General features: G+C 59.2%; 17 protein-coding genes and 1 pseudogene. 15 read left to right on the forward strand and 3 right to left on the reverse strand.

Annotated features, from left to right (window positions below; translation table 11 throughout):
- The first annotated feature begins 29 nt into the window (after positions 1–29).
- The 11 genes and pseudogenes from ACZ9BE_RS21815 (at position 30) to ACZ9BE_RS21865 (ending at position 14,128) form a co-directional block, all read left to right on the forward strand.
- Positions 30–2,828: an LPS-assembly protein LptD gene (locus ACZ9BE_RS21815; RefSeq protein ID WP_095181412.1), complete on the forward strand. Its 2,799-nt coding sequence runs from the start codon at positions 30–32 to the stop codon at positions 2,826–2,828.
- Positions 2,803–4,125: a peptidylprolyl isomerase SurA gene (gene surA / locus ACZ9BE_RS21820; protein WP_177342713.1), complete on the forward strand. Its 1,323-nt coding sequence runs from the start codon at positions 2,803–2,805 to the stop codon at positions 4,123–4,125. Before ACZ9BE_RS21815 ends, surA begins: the two co-directional genes overlap by 26 nt.
- On the forward strand, positions 4,122–5,111 hold the full coding sequence (gene pdxA, locus ACZ9BE_RS21825) for a 4-hydroxythreonine-4-phosphate dehydrogenase PdxA (protein ID WP_016772897.1): 990 nt from the start codon (positions 4,122–4,124) through the stop codon (positions 5,109–5,111). The genes surA and pdxA overlap by 4 nt, the downstream gene beginning before the upstream one ends.
- The gene (rsmA, locus tag ACZ9BE_RS21830) at positions 5,108–5,926 is read left to right on the forward strand and encodes a 16S rRNA (adenine(1518)-N(6)/adenine(1519)-N(6))-dimethyltransferase RsmA (RefSeq protein ID WP_016772896.1); all 819 of its coding nucleotides are present in this window, start codon (positions 5,108–5,110) and stop codon (positions 5,924–5,926) included. The genes pdxA and rsmA overlap by 4 nt, the downstream gene beginning before the upstream one ends.
- Positions 5,927–6,039: 113 nt before the next feature.
- A complete protein-coding gene (apaG, locus tag ACZ9BE_RS21835) occupies positions 6,040–6,420 on the forward strand; it encodes a Co2+/Mg2+ efflux protein ApaG (protein ID WP_315435780.1) in 381 nt (126 codons plus the stop codon).
- Complete coding sequence (locus tag ACZ9BE_RS21840; RefSeq protein ID WP_476249927.1) at positions 6,420–7,301, forward strand: symmetrical bis(5'-nucleosyl)-tetraphosphatase; 882 nt, start codon at positions 6,420–6,422, stop codon at positions 7,299–7,301. The genes apaG and ACZ9BE_RS21840 overlap by 1 nt, the downstream gene beginning before the upstream one ends.
- Positions 7,302–7,335: 34 nt before the next feature.
- Positions 7,336–7,665, forward strand: coding sequence for a thiosulfate sulfurtransferase GlpE (glpE, locus tag ACZ9BE_RS21845; protein ID WP_095181409.1), 330 nt, complete (start codon positions 7,336–7,338; stop codon positions 7,663–7,665).
- A gap of 296 nt (positions 7,666–7,961) precedes the next feature.
- Positions 7,962–9,884, forward strand: coding sequence for a PrkA family serine protein kinase (locus ACZ9BE_RS21850; protein ID WP_016772892.1), 1,923 nt, complete (start codon positions 7,962–7,964; stop codon positions 9,882–9,884).
- Positions 9,885–10,003: 119 nt separating this feature from the next.
- Complete coding sequence (locus ACZ9BE_RS21855; RefSeq protein ID WP_039757709.1) at positions 10,004–11,275, forward strand: YeaH/YhbH family protein; 1,272 nt, start codon at positions 10,004–10,006, stop codon at positions 11,273–11,275.
- Positions 11,272–12,835 (forward strand): annotated as a pseudogene (locus ACZ9BE_RS21860) (SpoVR family protein). The gene ACZ9BE_RS21855 and the pseudogene ACZ9BE_RS21860 overlap by 4 nt, the downstream one beginning before the upstream one ends.
- A 63-nt stretch (positions 12,836–12,898) precedes the next feature.
- On the forward strand, positions 12,899–14,128 hold the full coding sequence (locus ACZ9BE_RS21865; RefSeq protein ID WP_476249928.1) for a multifunctional CCA addition/repair protein: 1,230 nt from the start codon (positions 12,899–12,901) through the stop codon (positions 14,126–14,128).
- An 85-nt stretch (positions 14,129–14,213) separates the two neighbouring features.
- Here the strand turns inward: ACZ9BE_RS21865 and folK are convergent, their stop codons facing one another.
- On the reverse strand, positions 14,214–14,732 hold the full coding sequence (folK, locus tag ACZ9BE_RS21870; RefSeq protein WP_095181407.1) for a 2-amino-4-hydroxy-6-hydroxymethyldihydropteridine diphosphokinase: 519 nt from the start codon (positions 14,730–14,732) through the stop codon (positions 14,214–14,216).
- Entirely contained in the window at positions 14,723–15,079 is a 357-nt protein-coding gene (gene folB, locus ACZ9BE_RS21875) for a dihydroneopterin aldolase (RefSeq protein WP_016772885.1), read from the reverse strand. Before folB ends, folK begins: the two co-directional genes overlap by 10 nt.
- A 74-nt stretch (positions 15,080–15,153) precedes the next feature.
- Here folB and plsY point away from each other — a divergent pair, with 74 nt between their 5' ends.
- A complete protein-coding gene (gene plsY, locus ACZ9BE_RS21880) occupies positions 15,154–15,723 on the forward strand; it encodes a glycerol-3-phosphate 1-O-acyltransferase PlsY (protein WP_041476705.1) in 570 nt (189 codons plus the stop codon).
- A 23-nt stretch (positions 15,724–15,746) separates the two neighbouring features.
- On the opposite strand, the gene tsaD is transcribed toward plsY, so the two are convergent.
- Positions 15,747–16,772, reverse strand: coding sequence for a tRNA (adenosine(37)-N6)-threonylcarbamoyltransferase complex transferase subunit TsaD (gene tsaD, locus ACZ9BE_RS21885; protein ID WP_039757706.1), 1,026 nt, complete (start codon positions 16,770–16,772; stop codon positions 15,747–15,749).
- Between the two features lie 199 nt (positions 16,773–16,971).
- On the opposite strand from tsaD, the gene rpsU reads away from it, so the two are divergent.
- From rpsU to rpoD, 3 genes are all read left to right on the forward strand, one after another.
- A complete protein-coding gene (gene rpsU / locus ACZ9BE_RS21890) occupies positions 16,972–17,187 on the forward strand; it encodes a 30S ribosomal protein S21 (RefSeq protein ID WP_002551877.1) in 216 nt (71 codons plus the stop codon).
- 486 nt (positions 17,188–17,673) lie between these two features.
- Positions 17,674–19,638 (forward strand): DNA primase, encoded by a 1,965-nt coding sequence (gene dnaG, locus ACZ9BE_RS21895; protein ID WP_056786653.1) that lies wholly within the window; start codon positions 17,674–17,676, stop codon positions 19,636–19,638.
- A gap of 67 nt (positions 19,639–19,705) precedes the next feature.
- On the forward strand, positions 19,706–21,553 hold the full coding sequence (gene rpoD, locus ACZ9BE_RS21900; RefSeq protein WP_024014550.1) for an RNA polymerase sigma factor RpoD: 1,848 nt from the start codon (positions 19,706–19,708) through the stop codon (positions 21,551–21,553).
- Positions 21,554–21,632 lie beyond the last annotated feature (79 nt).

Genomic DNA, 21,632 nt, shown 5'->3' on the forward strand with positions numbered 1-21,632 from the left:
ATGGCACGCAGGAAGCCCGGACTAATAAGATGGCATTGAAATCCCCCGCGTTTCGTAAAAAATTTCCATTGTTGGTAACCGGCAGTCTGCTGGCTATGCAACCTCTGGCCAGTCAATTCGTTGTTGCCGCCGAGCAGTATGACTGCTCCGTCTCGGCTACGGGTGGCTGGGACTGTGCGCCCAAGTCGCCCGCCGCGGCATTGCCGCCGCGTCCGGTGCATGACGGCAGTGCCGTCAGCGCTGCCGGCGAGCCTGCGGCCGACAAGGGTTCCGACGCCGACACTGGCGCGAAAACCGCACTGGTCACCGAGTCCAAGGGCCGTGGCCTGAAATCCCGTAGCGAAGACTACAGTCACCTCGACTGGGTTCCGCGCGAGAAGCTCACCGCCGCCCAATTGGCCGAGACCGGTCCTTACTGCTCTGGTTCCTATATCGAACCGATTCGTCCTGGCATGAATGACAAGACGAATAAAAGTGACGCGCCGACCTTCATCGGTGCCAAAGCGTCGCGTTACGAGCAGGACACCCAGGTCGCCAGCCTTGCCGGTGACGTGATCATGCGTCAGGGCAGCATGCAGGTCGAAGCCGACGAGGCCAATCTGTATCAGGCCGAGAGCCGTGGCGAACTGGCCGGCAACGTGCGCATCCGCGACAACGGCGCGCTTATCGTCGGCGACCACGCCGATGTGCAGCTCGACACCGGCGAAGCCAAGGTCGACAACGCCGAATACGTGATGCACAAATCGCGCATCCGCGGTAACGCGCTGTATGCCAAGCGTGCCGAAAACGCAATCATCCGCTTGAAGGACGGCACGTACACCACGTGCGAACCGAACAGCAACGCCTGGCAGCTCAAGGGCAACAACATCACCTTGAACCCGGCGACCGGTTTCGGCACCGCGACCAACGTGACGTTGCGCGTCAAAGACATCCCGATTCTGTATACCCCGTACATCTACTTCCCGATCGACGACCGTCGCCAGTCAGGTTTCCTCCCGCCGACCATCGGTTCGGGCAGCGACACCGGCTTCATGCTGGTCACCCCGTACTACTTCAACCTGGCGCCGAACTACGACGCCACGTTGTACCCGCGCTACATGAGCAAGCGCGGCATGTTGGTGGAGGGCGAGTTCCGCTACCTGACCAAGTCGAGTGAAGGGCAGTTCGGTGCGGCGTATCTCAACGATGAGAACGACGATCGCAAGCTTCAGTCCGACTACAAAGACACCCGCTATATGTACAACTGGCAGCACAAGGGCGGTCTCGACTCCCGTGTGCTCACAGAAGTTGATTACACCAAGATCAGCGATCCGTATTACTTCCAGGATCTGCAGACCGATCAGATTGGTGTGAAGAGCGATGATTTCGTCAATCAGCAGGGTGCGGTCAGCTACCGTGGCGACAACTACACCGCACGCCTGAATGCTCAGCAATATCAGCTGGCTACCGTTTCCAACATCACACCCTATGGTCGTCTGCCGCAGATCACCTTCAATGGTCAGCTGCCGTACCATCCGGAAGGTCTGAATTTCGATTACGAGACCGAGCTGGTTCGTTTCGATCGCGATCTACGTGATGGCGACTTCATCAATGAAGATGGCATTGCCGAACGTCGTCTGGACACAAACATCAGCGGTCTGGCCCGCGCCAACGGTGATCGCCTGAATCTGAAGCCGGGCGTCAGCCTGCCGATGAACTGGACGTATGGTTTCCTCAAACCATCGTTGAAGTATCAGTACACGCAGTATCAGCTTGATCTGGATAACACCGGCAAATCCCAGATTGATGCGCTGTCGCCGGAAAACCAGAAGCTTTATGGCAAGTTCGACAGCAACCAGAGCCGTGGCGTCCCGATTGCCAGCATCGACAGCGGCCTGTATTTCGATCGCGATACTTCCTACTTCGGCAAGAATTACCGCCAAACTCTGGAACCGCGCCTGTTCTACCTCTATGTTCCCGAAACAGATCAGGAAGACATTCCGGTCTTCGACACCAGCGAATATACCTTCAATTACTCTTCGCTGTTCCGCGACAACCGCTTCTCCGGCGCCGACCGTGTAGGCGACGAGAACAAACTATCGCTGGGCGTTACCAGTCGCTGGATCGAAGAAAACGGGTTTGAACGTCAGCGCATCAGCGTGGGCCAGGCGTACTACTTCAAGAACCGCGAAGTGCAATTGCCTGGTATCGATGCGAAAACTCGTGAAGACTCCAAATCCAGTGTTTCGCCGTACGCGCTCGAATATGAATACCGCTGGAACCGTGACTGGCGCGCCACTGCCGATTACAACTGGGATCCGGACAGCCGCAGCCCGCGCTCCGGCAGCGCGATGTTCCATTACCAGCCTGCGGACAACCCGAACAAGGTCATCAACGCCGGTTACCGCTATCGCAACGACCAGGTTCGATACGACCAGAATACTGGTCAATGGTCGGTGGGCGGCGGCGACTACGGCACCCCGGGTCAACCTGGCTACGTGAAGGACTACTACAAGATCCAGCAGCATGACTTCTCGGTCATCTGGCCGATCGTTCCGCAGTGGAACGCCATCAGTCGCTGGCAGTACGACTACAACCGCAATCGCACGCTGGAAGCCTTCGGTGGTTTCGAATACGACAACTGCTGCTGGAAACTGCGCCTGATCAACCGTTACTGGGTCGCCTATGACGAAAACAGTCAGAACGCCCCGGAAAACGAAAAAGGCGACCATGGCATCTTCCTCCAAATTGTTCTGAAGGGACTCGGCGGCCTGACTGGCGCCAAGGTAGAGAGCTTCCTCGACAAAGGCATTCAAGGTTATCGTGAACGTGAAGACCAAGCTTTCTGATTGTCTGCGCCCGGTGCTGCTGGGCGCGCTGTTCCTGGGTACGGCGGCCAACGCCGCCGTACAGTCCATCGATAAAGTGGTGGCGATCGTCGATAACGACGTGGTCATGCAGAGCCAACTGGACCAACGCGTTCACGAAGTTCAGCAGACCATCGCCAAGCGCGGTGGCGGTCTGCCGCCTCCAGGCGTGCTGGATCAACAAGTGCTCGAGCGTCTGATCGTCGAAAACCTGCAACTGCAGATCGGCGAACGTTCCGGCATCCGCATCACTGACGAAGAGTTGAACCAGGCTGTCGGCACCATTGCTCAGCGCAACAACATGAGTGTCGATCAGTTTCGTGCTGCGCTCGCTCGTGATGGCCTGAACTATGACGACGCCCGTGATCAGATCAAGCGCGAGATGATCATCAGCCGTGTGCGTCAGCGTCGTGTGGCCGAGCGCATCCAGGTGTCCGAGCAGGAAGTGAAGAACTTCCTCGCCTCCGACCTCGGTAAGATGCAGCTGTCCGAAGAACTGCACCTGGCCAACATCCTGATTCCGACCCCGGAAAGCGCCAACTCTGAAGCCATTCAGAGCGCTTATCGTCAGGCGATGGATGTATACCAGCAGCTCAAGCAAGGCGCCGACTTCGGTCAGATGGCCGTGGCCAAATCCGGTAGCGACAACGCGCTGGAAGGCGGCGAGATGGGCTGGCGTAAAGCCGCACAACTGCCACCTCCGTTCGATCGTGAGCTGAGCAGCATGGCGGTTGGCGACATCACTCAGCCTGCGCGCACGCCGGGCGGCTTCATTATTCTGAAGCTGCTGGGCAAACGTGGCGGCGAAGCGCAGATGCGCGACGAAGTGCATGTCCGCCACATCCTGGTCAAGCCGAGCCCGATCCGCGACGAAGCCAAGACCAAGGCACTGGTGCAATCGTTGTATGAACGCATCACCGCCGGCGAAGATTTTGCCGAACTGGCGAAAAACTACTCGGAAGATCCGGGTTCCGCCCTCAACGGCGGCGACCTGAACTGGATCGACCCGAACGTGCTGGTACCGGAATTCCGCGAAGTGATGGCTTCGACCCCACAAGGTCAGCTGTCCAAGCCATTCCAGACCCAATACGGCTGGCACGTGCTGGAAGTCCTTGGCCGTCGCGCCACTGACGGCACCGAACAGGCCCGTGAGCAGCAAGCGATGTCCGTACTGCGTAACCGCAAATACGATGAAGAGCTGCAAACCTGGCTGCGTCAGATCCGTGACGAAGCGTACGTAGAGATCAAACTTCCTGGTGCAGACCAGGCAGCGCAGTGAAACCCAAGCGTTTCGCGCTGACACCCGGCGAACCGGCCGGCATCGGTCCCGACCTGTGCCTGCTGCTCGCCTCGCAAGCCCAGCCACATCCCCTGATTGCCATCACCAGCCGCGACCTGCTCCTTGAGCGGGCCGCGCAGCTGGGGCTGGCCGTCAGTCTGCTGGATGTCGCGCCGGGGCAGTGGCCAGATGTTCCAGCACCGGCCAACAGCCTGTACGTCTGGGACACGCCGCTCAGCGCACCGGTAATCGCCGGGCAACTGGACAAGGCCAACGCTGCATTCGTCCTCGAAACCCTGACCCGCGCCGGCAACGGCTGTCTGAACGGTGATTTCGCAGGGATGATCACCGCGCCGGTGCACAAAGGTGTGATCAACGAGTCGGGTATAGCGTTCTCTGGACACACAGAATTTCTCGCCGACCTGACGCACACCGCGCAGGTAGTGATGATGCTGGCCACTCGCGGTTTGCGCGTGGCGCTGGTCACCACTCACCTGCCCCTGCGCGAGATTGCCGACGCGATCACCCCGGAGCGGCTGGAGCGGGTCACGCGAATCCTGCACGCCGACCTGCAAGACAAATTCGGCATCGCCCGGCCACGCATCCTGGTCTGCGGTCTCAACCCGCATGCCGGTGAAGGCGGCCACCTGGGCCATGAAGAAATCGACATCATCGAACCGACATTAGAGCGCCTGCGCGGCGAGGGCATGGACCTTCGTGGCCCGCTGCCTGCCGACACTCTGTTTACCCCCAAATATCTGGAGCACTGCGACGCAGTGCTGGCGATGTACCACGACCAGGGCTTGCCCGTGCTCAAGTACAAAGGCTTCGGCGCTGCCGTCAACGTGACGCTGGGCCTGCCGATCATCCGCACCTCGGTCGACCATGGCACCGCCCTGGATCTGGCCGGCAGCGGCAGGATCGATACCGGCAGCCTGCAAGTCGCCCTGGAAACCGCCTACCAGATGGCCGAGACCCGTTTATGAACGAGCAATATCAACACAAGGCGCGCAAACGCTTTGGTCAGAACTTCCTGCACGATGCCGGCGTTATCGACCGCATCCTGCGCTCCATCCATGCCAAGCCTGACGATCGCCTGCTGGAAATCGGCCCCGGTCAGGGTGCGCTGACCCAAGGTTTGCTGGGCTCCGGCGCGCAACTCGACGTAGTGGAGCTGGACAAGGATCTGATCCCGATCCTCAACCAGCAGTTTGCCGGCATGAGTAATTTCAACCTGCATCAGGGCGATGCGCTGAAGTTCGACTTCAATACACTGAACGCCGCGCCAAACAGCCTGCGGGTGGTCGGCAACCTGCCGTACAACATCTCCACGCCGTTGATTTTTCACCTGTTGAACAACGCCGGCATCATTCGCGACATGCACTTCATGCTGCAGAAAGAAGTGGTCGAGCGCTTGGCCGCAGGCCCGGGTGGCGGTGACTGGGGTCGTCTGTCGATCATGGTCCAGTACCATTGCCGCGTGGAACATCTGTTCAACGTCGGCCCAGGCGCATTCAACCCGCCGCCGAAAGTCGACTCGGCGATCGTTCGTCTGGTGCCCCACGCGGTACTGCCGCACCCGGCGAAGGATCACAAGTTGCTGGAGCGCGTGGTACGCGAAGCCTTCAATCAGCGCCGCAAAACCTTGCGCAACACCCTCAAGCAATTGCTCAGCAATGCCGAAATCGAAGCCGCCGGCGTCGATGGCAGCCTGCGTCCCGAGCAGCTGGATCTGGCTGCATTCGTGCGCCTGGCCGACCAGCTCGCGATACAGGTCCCGGCCACTCCTGCCGCCGACTGACTCGCGATGAACGCTATCGGGCAGCACACCACTCTGGTTTACTGCCCGATACTTGCCTAGACTGATTCCCCATCAGCTACGCCCCGCGTTCCGCTTCGTTAAGGCCTTCTTGCATGTCCGATTCCCGTTATCAGGTCGATGTCAGCGTCGTCACTCACTATCTGCCAGACCAATCGCAACCCGAACACGACCGTTTCGCCTTCGCCTACACCATCACCGTACAGAACAACGGCAAGGTTGCGGCCAAGCTTCTGTCCCGGCACTGGGTGATCACCGATGGTGACGGCCATGTCGAACACGTGCGCGGTGAAGGCGTCGTCGGCCAGCAACCGTTGATCGATGCAGGCAAGAGCCACACGTATACCAGCGGCACAGTGATGACCACCAAGGTCGGCACCATGCAGGGCACTTATCAAATGCTCGCCGACGACGGCAAACATTTCGATGCAATCATTGAACCGTTTCGCCTCGCCGTGCCCGGAGCCCTGCACTGATGACGACGTATGCCGTCGGTGACCTGCAAGGCTGCCTCGAACCGCTCAAGTGCCTGCTCAAACAAGTTGCCTTCGACCCGGCGCTTGACCGGCTGTGGCTGGTCGGCGATCTGGTCAACCGTGGCCCGCAGTCGCTGGAAACCCTGCGTTTTCTCTTTGGCATGCGTGAGTCGCTGGTCTGCGTGCTCGGCAATCACGACCTGCACCTGCTGGCCGCCGCGAAGAAGATCGAGCGTTTGAAGAAAAGCGACACACTGCGCGAAATCATCGAGGCCCCCGATGGGCCGCAATTGATGGAATGGCTGCGCCAGCAAAAGCTGATGCATTACGACGAAACACGCGATGTTGCGATGGTCCATGCAGGCATCCCGCCGCAATGGTCGCTGCGCCGTGCGTTGAAGTGCGCCGCCGAAGTGGAGACCGCCCTGCGCGACGACAACGTATTCCCCGCCTACCTTGACGGTATGTACGGCAACGAGCCGGCAAAATGGGACAACGATCTCAAAGGCATTGATAGGCTGCGGGTGATCACCAATTACTTCACGCGCATGCGCTTTTGCACCGCTGAGGGCAAGCTCGACCTCAAAAGCAAGGAAGGCCTCGACAGCGCACCGCCCGGCTACAAGCCGTGGTTTCAGCTCAAGGAGCGCAAGACCAAAGGCCTGCGCATCATCTTCGGTCACTGGGCCGCGCTCGAGGGCAATATCCACGAGCCGGGCATTTCCGCGCTGGACACCGGATGCGTATGGGGCGGCAGCCTGACGCTTATGAACGTCGACAGCGGCGAACGCCTGTCATGCAAATGCGACGAGCACGGCGGACTTGCGCCATCAGTCGCCCCACTCACCCCCAACGATTCGCCCGTCAACGCCTCGCGTTAGACTGCGCCTTCAGTAGAGCAACAGGTACTTTGTCATGACCGAATTCAAACGAATCCCCCCGGAACAGGCGCAGGCCCTGCGTGAACAGGGCGCAGTCGTAGTCGACGTACGCGATCCGGCGACCTTTGCCGCGCTGCATATCAGCGGCTCCAAACATCTCGACAACCATTCCCTGCACGCTTTCATTCAAGGCGCCGACCTCGATGCACCGACCGTCGTGGTCTGCTACCACGGCAATTCCAGCCAGGGCGCAGCCGCCTATCTGGTCAGCCAAGGCTTCTCCGACGTTTACAGCATGGACGGCGGCTTTGAGCTGTGGCGTACGACTTATCCGTCGGAAACCGCGCAAGGCACCGCCGAATAATTTTTTTGCGCAGCGCAGGCCCCGGCTGCCGTGGGCCTGCGCGCGGCAGACGAACGGTCTGCCACAACTAATTACGTATCTCGCCTTTACCTCTCGAATTCCCAACTATCCTTAAGCGCAGGCCATCCAAAACAGGGGAGAGCCGGTACACCGGCGCGCGGGTCATCGGGAGTAGCTTTCGCGGTTTGTCGACCGTGGGAGAATTCTGGGGGGTAAACAGCAGCTGCCACAGCGACTGCTGCCAGCATCGACTGAGTGATCCGGCGTCGGCTCCACGTATCGAGCGAGGTGACGTCATGAGTATCTTTAGCCACTTCCAACAACGCTTCGAATCCACACGCCAGGAAGAACTCTCTCTGCAGGAGTACCTGGAGCTGTGCAAAAACGATCGCAGCGCCTACGTTTCCGCCGCCGAACGTCTGTTGATGGCGATCGGCGAACCGGAACTGCTCGACACTTCGACCAATTCGAGGCTGTCGCGCATCTTCTCCAACAAGGTGATCCGCCGCTATCCGGCCTTTGAAGACTTCCACGGGATGGAAGAATGCATCGACCAGATCGTCTCGTATTTCCGCCACGCCGCCCAAGGCCTGGAAGAGAAGAAACAGATTCTTTATCTACTCGGCCCCGTCGGTGGCGGTAAATCGTCCCTGGCCGAGAAGCTGAAACAGCTGATGGAGAAAGTGCCCTTTTATGCCATCAAGGGCTCGCCGGTCTTCGAGTCGCCTCTGGGTCTGTTCAACGCCACCGAAGATGGCGCGATCCTCGAGGAAGATTTCGGCATTCCACGGCGCTACCTGAACACCATCATGTCGCCATGGGCGACCAAGCGCCTGGCCGAATTCGGCGGCGACATCAGCCAGTTCCGCGTGGTCAAGCTGTACCCGTCGATCCTCAATCAGATTGCCGTGGCCAAGACCGAACCCGGTGACGAGAACAACCAGGACATCTCGGCACTGGTCGGCAAGGTCGATATCCGCAAACTCGAAGAATTTCCACAGAACGACGCCGATGCCTACAGCTACTCCGGTGCGCTGTGCCGGGCCAACCAGGGCCTGATGGAGTTCGTCGAGATGTTCAAGGCGCCGATCAAGGTGCTGCACCCATTGCTGACTGCTACCCAGGAGGGCAACTACAACAGTACCGAAGGCCTCGGCGCGATTCCGTTTACCGGCATCCTGCTGGCTCACTCCAACGAATCGGAGTGGCACACCTTCCGCAACAACAAGAACAACGAGGCGTTCATCGACCGGATCTACATCGTCAAAGTGCCGTACTGCCTGCGTGTCAGCGACGAAGTGAAGATCTACGACAAACTGCTTTTCAACAGCTCCCTGTCCAAGGCGCACTGCGCACCGGATACTCTGAAAATGCTCGCGCAGTTCACCGTGCTGTCGCGCCTCAAGGAGCCGGAAAACTCCAACATCTATTCGAAGATGCGCGTCTACGACGGCGAAAACCTCAAGGACACCGATCCGAAGGCCAAGTCGATTCAGGAGTACCGCGATTCGGCCGGTGTCGACGAAGGCATGAACGGCCTGTCGACCCGCTTCGCCTTCAAGATCCTCTCCAAGGTGTTCAACTTCGACCCGCATGAAATCGCCGCCAACCCGGTGCACCTGCTCTATGTGCTGGAGCAGCAGATCGAACAGGAACAGTTCCAGGCCGAAACCCGCGAACGTTACCTGCGCTATCTGAAGGAATACCTGGCGCCGCGCTACATCGAGTTTATCGGCAAGGAAATCCAGACCGCTTATCTGGAGTCCTACAGCGAATACGGCCAGAACATCTTCGACCGCTACGTGCTGTACGCGGATTTCTGGATTCAGGATCAGGAGTATCGCGACCCGGAAACCGGCGAGATCCTCAACCGCGTGGCCCTGAACGAAGAGCTGGAAAAAATCGAAAAACCGGCCGGAATCAGCAATCCGAAGGATTTCCGCAACGAGATCGTCAACTTTGTCCTGCGCGCCCGGGCCAACAACAACGGCAAGAACCCGACCTGGCTCAGCTACGAAAAACTGCGGGTGGTCATCGAGAAGAAAATGTTCTCCAACACCGAAGACCTGCTGCCCGTCATCAGCTTCAACGCCAAGGCCAGCAAGGAGGATCAGCAGAAACACAACGACTTCGTTACGCGAATGGTTGAACGTGGCTACACCGATAAACAGGTACGCCTGCTGTCCGAATGGTACCTGCGGGTCCGCAAGTCGCAGTGAGGCAGCTGCAAGCTATAAGCCACAAGCTGCAAGGAGAACGCGCGTGAATCCCCATCCGGGTGAATCGGCCTCTACTTGCAGCTTGCAGCTCAAAACTTGAAGCTCCCCGGAGGGGCCTTATGAGCTATGTGATCGACCGACGCCTCAATGGCAAAAACAAGAGCACGGTGAACCGCCAGCGTTTTCTGCGGCGCTACCGTGACCACATCAAGAAGGCTGTCGAAGAGGCAGTCAGTCGCCGTTCCATCACGGATATGGAGCACGGCGAGCAGATCAGCATTCCCGGCCGCGATATCGACGAGCCGGTGCTTCATCATGGACGCGGCGGCAAGCAGACCGTGGTGCATCCCGGTAACAAAGAATTCACGGCCGGTGAACATATCGCTCGCCCACCAGGAGGCGGCGGTGGACGCGGTCCGGGCAAGGCGGGCAATTCCGGCGAAGGCATGGACGAGTTCGTCTTCCAGATCACTCAGGAAGAGTTCCTCGAATTCATGTTCGAAGACCTTGAATTGCCGAATCTGGTCAAACGCAACCTGACCGGCACCGACACGTTCAAAACCGTCCGCGCCGGGATCAGCAACGAAGGTAACCCTTCACGCATCAATATCATCCGCACGTTGCGCTCGGCTCATGCGCGTCGTATCGCCCTGTCCGGCAGCAGTCGCGCGAAACTGCGCGAAGCCAAGGAAGAGCTGGCGCGGCTCAAGCGCGAAGAACCGGACAACTTCGGCGATATTCAGGAACTCGAAGCTGAAATCGAGAAACTCAGCGCGCGCATTCACCGCGTGCCGTTCCTCGACACCTTCGACTTGAAATACAACCTGTTGGTCAAGCAACCCAATCCCAGTTCCAAAGCAGTGATGTTCTGCCTGATGGACGTGTCCGGTTCTATGACGCAGGCCACCAAGGACATCGCCAAGCGCTTTTTCATCCTGCTGTACCTGTTTCTCAAGCGTAACTACGACAAGATCGACGTGGTGTTCATCCGTCACCACACCAGCGCCCGAGAGGTGGACGAGGAGGAGTTTTTCTATTCTCGTGAGACCGGCGGCACCATTGTTTCCAGCGCCCTGAAGCTGATGCAGGAAATCATGGCCGAGCGCTATCCGAGCAACGAGTGGAACATCTACGCCGCTCAGGCCTCCGATGGCGACAACTGGAACGACGATTCGCCGATCTGCCGTGACATCCTGATCAACCAGATCATGCCGTTTGTGCAGTACTACACTTACGTGGAGATCACCCCGCGCGAACATCAGGCGCTGTGGTACGAGTACGAACGCATCGCCGAAGCCTTCTCTGACACGTTTGCCCAGCAGCAACTGGTCTCGGCCGGAGATATCTATCCGGTCTTCCGTGAACTCTTCCAGCGCAGGTTAGTGACATGACCGCCAAAGAGCAGAAGCGCCAACCCATTTCCACCGGCTCCGAATGGACATTCGAGCTGATCCAGACCTACGACCGCGAAATCGCCCGGATCGCGGCCCGTTATGCACTGGACACCTATCCCAATCAGATCGAAGTGATCACCGCCGAGCAGATGATGGACGCCTATGCCTCGGTGGGCATGCCGCTGGGCTATCACCACTGGTCCTACGGCAAACACTTCCTCAGCACAGAGAAATCCTACAGTCGCGGGCAGATGGGCCTTGCTTACGAGATCGTGATCAACTCCGATCCGTGCATTGCCTATCTGATGGAAGAAAACACCATCTGCATGCAGGCGCTGGTGGTGGCCCATGCCTGCTATGGCCACAACAGCTTCTTCAAGGGCAACTACCTGTTCCGCACCTGGACCGATGCCAGTTCGATCATTGATTACCTGGTGTTCGCCAAGCAGTACATCATGCAGTGCGAGGAACGCCACGGCATCGACGCCGTGGAAGATCTGCTCGATTCCTGCCATGCCTTGATGAATTACGGCGTCGACCGCTACAAGCGTCCGTATCCGATCTCCGCCGAAGAAGAGCGCCGGCGGCAAAAGGACCGTGAAGAGCACATGCAGAAGCAGATCAATGATCTGTGGCGCACCATTCCCAAAGGCGCGGACAAATACAGCGACAAGGACAACGCCCGTTTCCCGGCCGAACCGCAGGAAAACATCCTCTATTTCATCGAGAAACACGCGCCGCTGCTGGAACCCTGGCAGCGCGAAATCGTGCGCATCGTGCGCAAGATCGCCCAGTACTTCTATCCGCAGCGCCAGACCCAAGTCATGAACGAAGGCTGGGCAACGTTCTGGCATTACACGCTGATGAATGACCTGTATGACGAAGGCCTGGTGACCGACGGTTTCATGATGGAGTTCCTCACCTCGCACACCAGCGTGGTGTTTCAGCCTGGCTTTGACAGTCCGTACTACAGCGGCATCAACCCCTATGCATTGGGTTTCGCCATGTACCGCGACATTCGGCGCATGTGCAGAAGAGCCTACCGAAGAGGATCGCCGCTGGTTCCCGGACATCGCCGGTTCCGACTGGCTGTCGACCATCAAGTTCGCCATGAGCAGTTTCAAGGATGAGAGCTTCATCCTGCAGTACCTGTCGCCCAAGGTGATCCGTGATCTAAAGCTGTTCAGCATTCTCGATGACGACCAGAAAGACGACTTGCTGGTGCCGGCCATTCATGATGAGGGCGGCTACCGCATCATCCGGGAAACCCTGGCAGCGCAATACAACCTCGGCAATCGTGAGCCGAACGTGCAGATCTACAGCATCGATCGGCGCGGTGATCGCTCGCTGACCCTGCGCCATCAGCAGCACGACCGCAAACCCTTGGGCGACTCCACCGAAGAAGTCCTCAAGCACCTGCACCGGCTCTGGGGCTTCGACATTCATCTGGAAACCCTGCAAGGCGACCAGATCATGAAAACCCATCACGTGCCGCCACGCAGTGAACACAGCGAAGGCGATTACGGCCGGCTCGATCTGGCCGTGATTCATCTTTGATCCGGTTCCGGCCTCCGAAAGTCTGACGCAAGGGTTATCCTGTCGGACTGACGGAGGTTTTTTATGCAGGTTTACAAGGTTGGCGGCGCAGTACGGGATCGCCTGTTGGGGTTGCCGGTCACTGACATCGACAGGGTCGTGGTGGGCGCCACCACGGAGGAAATGCTCGCCAAGGGATACCGCCCGGTTGGCGCCGATTTTCCGGTGTTTCTGCACCCCAAAACCGGTGAGGAATATGCCCTCGCCCGTACGGAACGCAAGAGTGGCCGGGGTTACGGCGGCTTCACCTTCTACGCAAGTCCCGAAGTGACGCTTGAAGAAGACCTGATTCGCCGCGACCTGACGATCAATGCCATGGCCGAGGACGATCAGCTCAACCTGACCGATCCGTACCATGGTCAGCGCGATCTCGAAGCACGAATCCTTCGCCATGTTTCCCCGGCGTTCGCCGAAGATCCGTTGCGAGTGCTGCGCGTTGCCCGTTTTGCTGCACGCTACGCAGGATTGGGCTTTACGGTCGCCGACGAGACCATGGACCTGATGCGTCAGCTCAGTGAGTCCGGCGAACTGCAGGCTCTGACTGCCGAACGCAGTTGGAAGGAGATTTCTCGAGCATTGATGGAAGACCACCCGCAGGTGTTCATCCAGGTCTTGCGCGACTGTGGCGCACTCAAAGAGCTAATGCCGGAAGTCGACGCCTTGTTCGGCGTGCCACAGCCAGAGACCCACCACCCGGAAATCGACACAGGCCTGCACACCCTGAGCGTGCTGGAGCAATCAGCCCTACACAAACAACCACTGACGGTGCGCTGGGCCTGCCTGCTGCATGACCTTGGTAAAGGCCTGACGCCGGAAGAAGAATGGCCCAGGCATATCGCCCATGAGCACACCGGGCTGAAGCTGATCAAAGCGGTCAACGAGCGCTTCAAGGTCCCCAAGGACTGTCAGGAACTGGCGCTGCTGGTGGGGCAGTACCACACCCATGGGCACCGGGCGCTGGAGTTGAAAGCCTCGACGCTGCTGGAGTTGCTGCAGAGCTTCGATATCTATCGCCGGCCACAGCGCTTCGAGGAATTTATCGCCGCGTGCGAGATGGACGCCCGTGGCCGCAAGGGCCTGGAGCAGCGCAGTTATCCACAGGCCGATTATTTGCGCGGAGCGGCGAAGGCTGCGCGAGCGGTGGCGGTGCAGCCGTTGCTGGAGCAGGGATTCAAGGGGCCGGAACTGGGCGAAGCGCTGAAGCGGGAACGACTGAAGGCGTTGAAAGCCTACAAAGAGGCGGCGACAGCCTGATAAAAAACTTCGCGAGCAGGCTCGCTCCCACATGAGACCTCGATCCAATGTGGGAGCGAGCCTGCTCGCGAAAGCGCATTTGATATCACCGCAAATCCGAAGGCGTGAGCTGCTCCCCCCGCCATTCGAACGCAACCGGCGCCAACACCTGATCAATCTGCGCTTCAGCCCACAACATCGCAAAGCTCTTGCCCACTCCCGGATGCACCCGATCCGGCGCAATCAACGACAGCGGCCACAGCACAAAGGCATTTTTCAGGATTTCAGCACGCGGCAGCATCAATCCATCGAAATTACCCACCAGATCGCCATACAGCAGCACGTCGATATCCAGCGGCAGACCTTTGCGATCCGGGGCATAACGACCGTTGTCCGCCTCGATGAATTTCAAGCGGCGGTCAAGCTCCATCAACGGCAGATCGGTGTAGGCCGAGACCACGAAATTGAAGAACGGCCCGCTCTTGATGCCCACCGGTTGGCTCTCGAACACCGCCGAACAACGGATATCCACCAGGAACGTGGCCAGCGCATCGAGACCGGCGCGCAAATGGGTTTCGCGCTCGATATTGCTACCGAGCCCGAGGTAGACCTGAGTCAGCGACATCCGCGCTCGATCTCCACACCCACACCACCCTTGGCCGCTGGAACGGCGCCCGGCTTGGTCAGTTTCAGTCGCACCCAGGTGATCTTGAATTCGGCCATGAGCACTTCAACCAGACGCTCGGCGAAGGTTTCGACCAGCTGGAACTGCGCCTGCTCGGCGAAGGCCTGAATGCGCGTGGAAACACTGGCGTAATCGAGCGCCAGGGTCAGGTCGTCACCGGCGGCGGCCGGGCGATTGTCCCAGGCGAAGCTCAGATCAAGACGCAGGCACTGACGGATGCCGCGCTCCCAGTCGTAGGCACCGATCACGGTGTCGACTTCCAGGCCCTCGATAAACACTCTGTCCAAGCACTTCTCTCCGCTGCACGACAAGGGCGCGATGCGCCGTTAGAATCAGGGCGTCCTCGCCCGGAATAGTTAGCATGTTTTGGCTACTGGCGATTCTCGCCTACCTGCTCGGCTCGCTGTCCTTTGCCATTTTGCTCAGCCGCCTGACCGGAAATCCGGATCCGCGAATGAGTGGCTCGGGTAATGCCGGCGCCACCAACATGCTGCGCCTGGCCGGTCGCAAACTGGCGATCCTGACCCTGCTCGGTGATCTGTGCAAAGGCCTGCTGCCGGTGCTGATCGCCTCGGGCGCGGGCCTTTCAGTGCAGGATCAGGCCTGGATTGGCGTATGCGCCGTGATCGGTCACCTGTTCCCTTTGTACTTTCGCTTTCGTGGCGGCAAAGGCGTTGCCACTGCCGCCGGCATGCTGCTCGGCCTGTATCCACCCGCCGCGCTGCTGGCAGTATGTGCCTGGCTACTGACGTTTTACCTGACCCGCACCAGCTCGCTGGCGGCGCTGATTGCCACGCCACTGACCCTGCCGTTGCTGGCCTGGCAGGAGCCGGAAGCCTTGCTGCCAATGAGCGCGCTGACCTTGCTGATTGTCTGGCGCCATCGCGGCAATCTACGCGACCTGTTTGCCGGGCGCGAACGGCATTTCTGACTGCCGTCCATGAGCGTCGCTCATTACAGCGCCGACAACTGCTCCATTGGCCAGCGTGCCTGCACGGTGATTGCCAGACTTTCCTGCTGACCGGCCTTCAGGCGCTGGCAACCGGCAAATGCGATCATCGCGCCATTGTCGGTGCAGAACTCCGGGCGCGCATAGAACACATCACCCTTCATATCGCCGAGCATTTTTTCCAGCGAAACCCGCAACGCCTTGTTGGCGCTGACGCCGCCGGCAATCACCAACCGCTTCATGCCTGCCTGTTTCAGGGCGCGCTTGCACTTGATGGTCAAAGTCTCCACCACGGCCTGCTGGAACGCCAGCGCGATGTCGCAACGGGCTTGCTCGCCGTCGTCCCCGGCGCTGACGCATTGCTGCCAGGTATTGAGGGCGAAGGTTTTCAGGCCGCTGAAACTGAAGTCCAGACCCGGGCGATCACACATCGGACGCGGAAAGGTGAAACGTCCTGCGACGCCCTTCTCGGCCAGCTTGGCGATTTCCGGCCCGCCGGGGTAATTGAGGCCCATCATCTTCGCGGTTTTGTCGAAAGCTTCGCCGGCCGCATCGTCGAGCGTCTCGCCGAGCAGGCTGTATTGGCCAATGCCGTCGACCTGAACCAACTGGGTATGACCACCGGAAACCAACAAAGCGACGAACGGGAATTCCGGTGGTTTCGGCTCCAGCATCGGCGCCAGCAAGTGGCCTTCCATGTGGTGCACACCGAGAGCCGGAATGCCCCAGGCAAACGCCAGCGCCTGCGCGCAGGATGCACCGACCAGCAGCGCGCCGACCAGGCCAGGACCTGCGGTGTAGGCGATTGCGTCGATCTCGGTCGGCACACAGTCGGCCTCGGCCAACACCTGACGGATCAAGGGCAGCATGCGTTTGACGTGGTCACGCGACGCCAGCTCCGGCACCACACCGCCATAGACGCGGTGCAGGTCGATCTGACTGAACAGCGCGTCGGCCAGCAGACCGCGTTCACTGTCATACAATGCGACGCCGGTTTCGTCGCAGGAGGTTTCTAATCCCAGTACTAGCATGGGTTTGCGCCTTGTTTAGGCTGAATTCGAAGGCGCGCATAATAGTCGCCACGTGATGCCCCGACCAGCGGTTTTCGATCAGAGGCTTTGCATTCCGAGCGATGAGGGGTTAACATCCGCAACCCTTAAAAACCGACGTCTTCAAGTGCTCTTTTGCCGCGAGGATGTTGACCCCGGTAATGAATGAAGGTAGCTCTGGATGCCAGCCGTCAAAGTAAAAGAGAACGAACCCTTCGACGTAGCTCTGCGTCGTTTCAAGCGCTCCTGCGAAAAAGCCGGTGTACTGGCTGAAGTTCGTAGCCGCGAATTTTACGAGAAGCCAACTTCTGAGCGTAAGCGCAAGGCAGCAGCCGCTGTTAAGCGTCACGCCAAGAAAGTTCAGCGCGAACAGCGCCGCGCCGTTCGTCTGTACTAATCCACAGACGTTCGTAGCAAGCTTCTTGCCTAAGCCCGGCCCTCAGCCGGGCTAATGGCATTTGCGTAAAACGCTTGATGCTTCACCGTCGACGCCGCCGATGCGACCGAGACAAATCTGCTTCACCGCGTCAGGCCTGGCTCTTTTGCCAGCGGTGCACGTCTTTTCTGACGAGCCTTTCAAGGCTACTGACGAGCACACCCACTGATTCCTCTTACGACGATCAGCCCAAGGCACCTGCATGCGTGCCCGCTTTATTGAGCTATCCGAGGTCGACAATCGGCCGTCAGCGGATTCAGCGCAACACTTTCACATAGTCGAAGACTGATAGGTACTAACGTCAGTGGATTTTCGGCAGATACACTTCCCGACAGCGATTACGCAGACGAGACCGGTCGAGCCGCACTTTTTGTGCGTTTCCAGCAATGGCCCGCGTCCGACGGCCTGTCGCAACGGATTTATTGCAGCGCAGACGACGAGAACGCCATGGCCGGGCTGATTCCCCAGAGCTTCATTGACGACCTGCTGAACCGCACCGACATCGTCGACGTGGTCAGCTCGCGCGTGCAATTGAAGAAGGCCGGCAAGAACTACACCGCCTGCTGCCCGTTCCATAAAGAGAAAACCCCGTCATTCAGCGTCAGCCCCGACAAACAGTTCTATTACTGCTTCGGTTGCGGCGCCGGCGGCAACGCCCTCGGCTTTCTCATGGATCACGACAACCTGGACTTCCCCCAGGCCGTCGAAGATCTGGCCAAAGCCGCCGGCATGGAAATCCCCCGCGAAGAAAGCGGTCGCGAGCGCAAGCCGCGCCAGCCGACCGATTCGCCGCTGTACCCGCTGCTGACCGCCGCCGCTGATTTTTACCGGCAGGCACTCAAGAGTCATCCGTCGCGCAAGGCTGCGGTGGATTACCTCAAGGGGCGCGGGCTGACGGGCGAGATCGCTCGGGATTTCGGCCTCGGTTTTGCGCCGCCGGGCTGGGACAACCTGCTCAAGCATCTGAGCAGCGACACGTTGCAACAGAAGGCCATGATCGAAGCTGGCCTGCTGATCGAGAACGCCGAAACCGGCAAACGCTATGACCGCTTCCGCGATCGCGTGATGTTCCCGATCCGCGACACCCGCGGACGAATCATCGCCTTCGGCGGCCGCGTACTGGGCGACGACAAGCCCAAGTACCTGAACTCACCGGAAACACCGGTATTCCATAAAGGCCAGGAACTCTACGGCCTTTATGAAGCACGCAAAAATAATCGCAACCTCGACGAAATCATCGTCGTCGAGGGTTACATGGACGTCATCGCCCTCGCCCAGCAAGGCTTGCGCAATGCCGTCGCCACGCTGGGTACCGCGACCAGCGAAGAACACCTCAAGCGCTTGTTCCGCGTCGTCCCGAACGTATTGTTCTGCTTCGACGGCGACCAGGCCGGCCGTAACGCAGCCTGGCGTGCACTGGAAGCGACCCTGCCGTGCCTGCAGGACGGTCGTCGCGCGCGGTTCCTGTTTTTGCCCGAAGGCGAAGACCCGGACACCCTGGTTCGCGCCGAAGGCACCGATGCTTTCAAGGCGCGCATCAATCAGCACGCGCAGCCGCTGGCCGATTATTTTTTCCAGCAACTGACCGAAGAAGCCGACCCGCGCTCACTTGAGGGCAAGGCGCACATGGCCACCCTCGCCGCGCCATTGATCGACAAGGTGCCGGGAGCGAACCTGCGCATCCTCATGCGTCAGCGCCTGACCGAGATTACCGGCCTGAGCAGCGAGACCGTCAGCCAATTGGTTCAGAATGCGCCGCAGGAAGCACCGCCCGCCTACGATCCGGGCTTCGATTATGACGCCATGCCGGACTACAGCGACTACCATCAGCCGCAGGCACAGGACATGTATGTGCCGCAGCAGGAATGGACGCCGAAGAAACCCGGCGCCGGCGGCAAGAAGTGGGACAAGAAACCGTGGGACAAGAACGGCAAGCGTGGTGGCGATCGCGAACAGCAGCGCCCGCGTACGCCGATTGGCGTTGAATCGCCAACCCTGACGGCACTGCGAACATTGCTCCATCATCCGCAACTGGCCAAGCGCGTCGAAGACGCCGGGCACATTGCCGATGAAAATCAGACCAACGCCCAGCTGCTTGTGGCGCTGCTCGAAGCCGTACAGAAGAATCCCAAGCTAAACTCATTTCAGCTGATCGCGCGATGGCACGGTACTGAACAGGGTCGCTTGCTCAAGGCGCTGGCAGAAAAGGAATGGCTGATTGACGGAGATAACCTTGAACAACAGTTTTTCGACACCATTACTAGCTTGTCCGCCCGCCAACGCGAGCGAAATCTCGAACAGTTACTCAGGAAAGCGCGGCAAAGCGAACTGAGCGTCGAAGAGAAAAATCAACTGCGCGACCTTTTAAGTCGCAATGTTTCCGCATCAAACCCGACCTCAACTGGCGCGTGAGGTCATAGCTCAGGTATAATCCTCGGCTTGTTTTTTGCCCGCCAAGACCTTCAGTGGATAGGGTGTTATGTCCGGAAAAGCGCAACAGCAGTCTCGTATTATTGAGTTGATCAAACTGGGTCGTGAGCAGAAGTATCTGACTTACGCCGAGGTCAACGACCACCTGCCCGAGGATATTTCAGATCCGGAGCAGGTGGAAGACATCATCCGCATGATTAACGACATGGGGATCCCCGTACACGAGAGTGCTCCGGATGCGGACGCCCTTATGTTGGCCGACGCCGATACCGACGAGGCCGCTGCGGAAGAAGCAGCCGCTGCGTTGGCGGCGGTGGAGACCGATATCGGTCGCACCACTGACCCGGTGCGCATGTACATGCGTGAAATGGGTACGGTCGAGCTTCTGACCCGTGAAGGCGAAATCGAAATCGCCAAGCGGATCGAAGAAGGCATTCGTGAAGTGATGAGCGCGATTGCGCACTTCCCAGGCACGGTTGACCACATTCTCTCCGAGTACACCCGCGTCACCACCGAAGGTGGTCGCCTGTCCGACGTCCTGAGCGGTTATATCGACCCGGACGACGGCATCGCGCCGCCTGCGGCAGAAGTGCCGCCGCCGGTTGACCCGAAAGCCGTCAAGGCCGACGACGATACCGACGACGATGATGCCGAATCTTCCGACGATGAAGAAGAAGCCGAAAGCGGTCCGGATCCGGTCATCGCTGCGCAGCGCTTCGGCGCCGTCGCCGACCAGATGGAAATCACCCGCAAGGCCCTGAAAAAGCACGGTCGTCACAACAAGGCAGCCGTTGCCGAGTTGCTGGCCCTGGCCGAACTGTTCATGCCGATCAAACTGGTGCCGAAGCAATTCGAAGCCCTGGTCGAGCGTGTACGCAGTGCCCTGGATCGCCTGCGTCAGCAAGAGCGCGCGATCATGCAGCTGTGCGTACGTGATGCACGTATGCCGCGCGCCGATTTCCTGCGTCAGTTCCCGGGCAACGAAGTCGACGAAAGCTGGTCCGACGCCCTGGCCAAAGGCAAGAGCAAGTACGCCGAAGCCATCGGTCGCGTGCAGCCGGACATCATCCGTTGCCAGCAGAAGCTGATTGCGCTGGAAACCGAGACCGGCCTGACCATTGCTGAAATCAAGGACATCAACCGTCGCATGTCGATCGGTGAGGCCAAGGCCCGCCGCGCGAAGAAAGAGATGGTTGAAGCCAACCTGCGTCTGGTGATCTCGATCGCCAAGAAGTACACCAACCGCGGTCTGCAATTCCTCGATCTGATCCAGGAAGGCAACATCGGTCTGATGAAGGCGGTGGACAAGTTCGAATACCGTCGTGGTTACAAGTTCTCGACCTATGCCACCTGGTGGATCCGTCAGGCGATCACTCGCTCGATCGCCGACCAGGCGCGCACCATCCGTATTCCGGTGCACATGATCGAGACGATCAACAAGCTCAACCGTATTTCCCGGCAGATGTTGCAGGAAATGGGTCGCGAACCGACTCCGGAAGAGCTGGGCGAACGCATGGAAATGCCTGAGGACAAGATCCGCAAGGTACTGAAGATCGCCAAAGAGCCGATCTCCATGGAAACCCCGATCGGTGATGACGAAGACTCCCATCTGGGCGACTTCATCGAAGACTCGACCATGCAGTCGCCAATCGATGTCGCCACAGTGGAAAGCCTGAAGGAAGCGACTCGCGAAGTGCTGTCCGGCCTCACTGCCCGTGAAGCCAAGGTACTACGCATGCGTTTCGGTATCGACATGAACACCGACCACACGCTAGAAGAGGTGGGCAAACAGTTTGACGTAACGCGTGAGCGGATCCGTCAGATCGAAGCCAAGGCGCTGCGCAAGCTGCGCCACCCGACGCGAAGCGAGCATCTGCGCTCCTTCCTCGACGAGTGATACCAGAACCCCCGGCCCAGGCCGGGGGTTTTGTTTTATGGCAGATTAAATTCCCCGCTCCGCCCTCCCCGCCGCGTAC

The sequence above is a fragment of the Pseudomonas sp. TE9122 genome (assembly GCF_056278925.1).

Coding starts and splice junctions, on each gene's coding strand:
- ACZ9BE_RS21815 (WP_095181412.1), top strand. CDS start 30: ATGGCATTGAAATCCCCCGCGTTTCGTAAAAAATTTCCATTGTTGGTA.
- rsmA (WP_016772896.1), top strand. CDS start 5,108: ATGAACGAGCAATATCAACACAAGGCGCGCAAACGCTTTGGTCAGAAC.
- apaG (WP_315435780.1), top strand. CDS start 6,040: ATGTCCGATTCCCGTTATCAGGTCGATGTCAGCGTCGTCACTCACTAT.
- ACZ9BE_RS21840 (WP_476249927.1), top strand. CDS start 6,420: ATGACGACGTATGCCGTCGGTGACCTGCAAGGCTGCCTCGAACCGCTC.
- glpE (WP_095181409.1), top strand. CDS start 7,336: ATGACCGAATTCAAACGAATCCCCCCGGAACAGGCGCAGGCCCTGCGT.
- ACZ9BE_RS21850 (WP_016772892.1), top strand. CDS start 7,962: ATGAGTATCTTTAGCCACTTCCAACAACGCTTCGAATCCACACGCCAG.
- ACZ9BE_RS21855 (WP_039757709.1), top strand. CDS start 10,004: ATGAGCTATGTGATCGACCGACGCCTCAATGGCAAAAACAAGAGCACG.
- ACZ9BE_RS21865 (WP_476249928.1), top strand. CDS start 12,899: ATGCAGGTTTACAAGGTTGGCGGCGCAGTACGGGATCGCCTGTTGGGG.
- folK (WP_095181407.1), bottom strand. CDS start 14,732: ATGTCGCTGACTCAGGTCTACCTCGGGCTCGGTAGCAATATCGAGCGC.
- plsY (WP_041476705.1), top strand. CDS start 15,154: ATGTTTTGGCTACTGGCGATTCTCGCCTACCTGCTCGGCTCGCTGTCC.
- tsaD (WP_039757706.1), bottom strand. CDS start 16,772: ATGCTAGTACTGGGATTAGAAACCTCCTGCGACGAAACCGGCGTCGCA.
- rpsU (WP_002551877.1), top strand. CDS start 16,972: ATGCCAGCCGTCAAAGTAAAAGAGAACGAACCCTTCGACGTAGCTCTG.
- dnaG (WP_056786653.1), top strand. CDS start 17,674: ATGGCCGGGCTGATTCCCCAGAGCTTCATTGACGACCTGCTGAACCGC.
- rpoD (WP_024014550.1), top strand. CDS start 19,706: ATGTCCGGAAAAGCGCAACAGCAGTCTCGTATTATTGAGTTGATCAAA.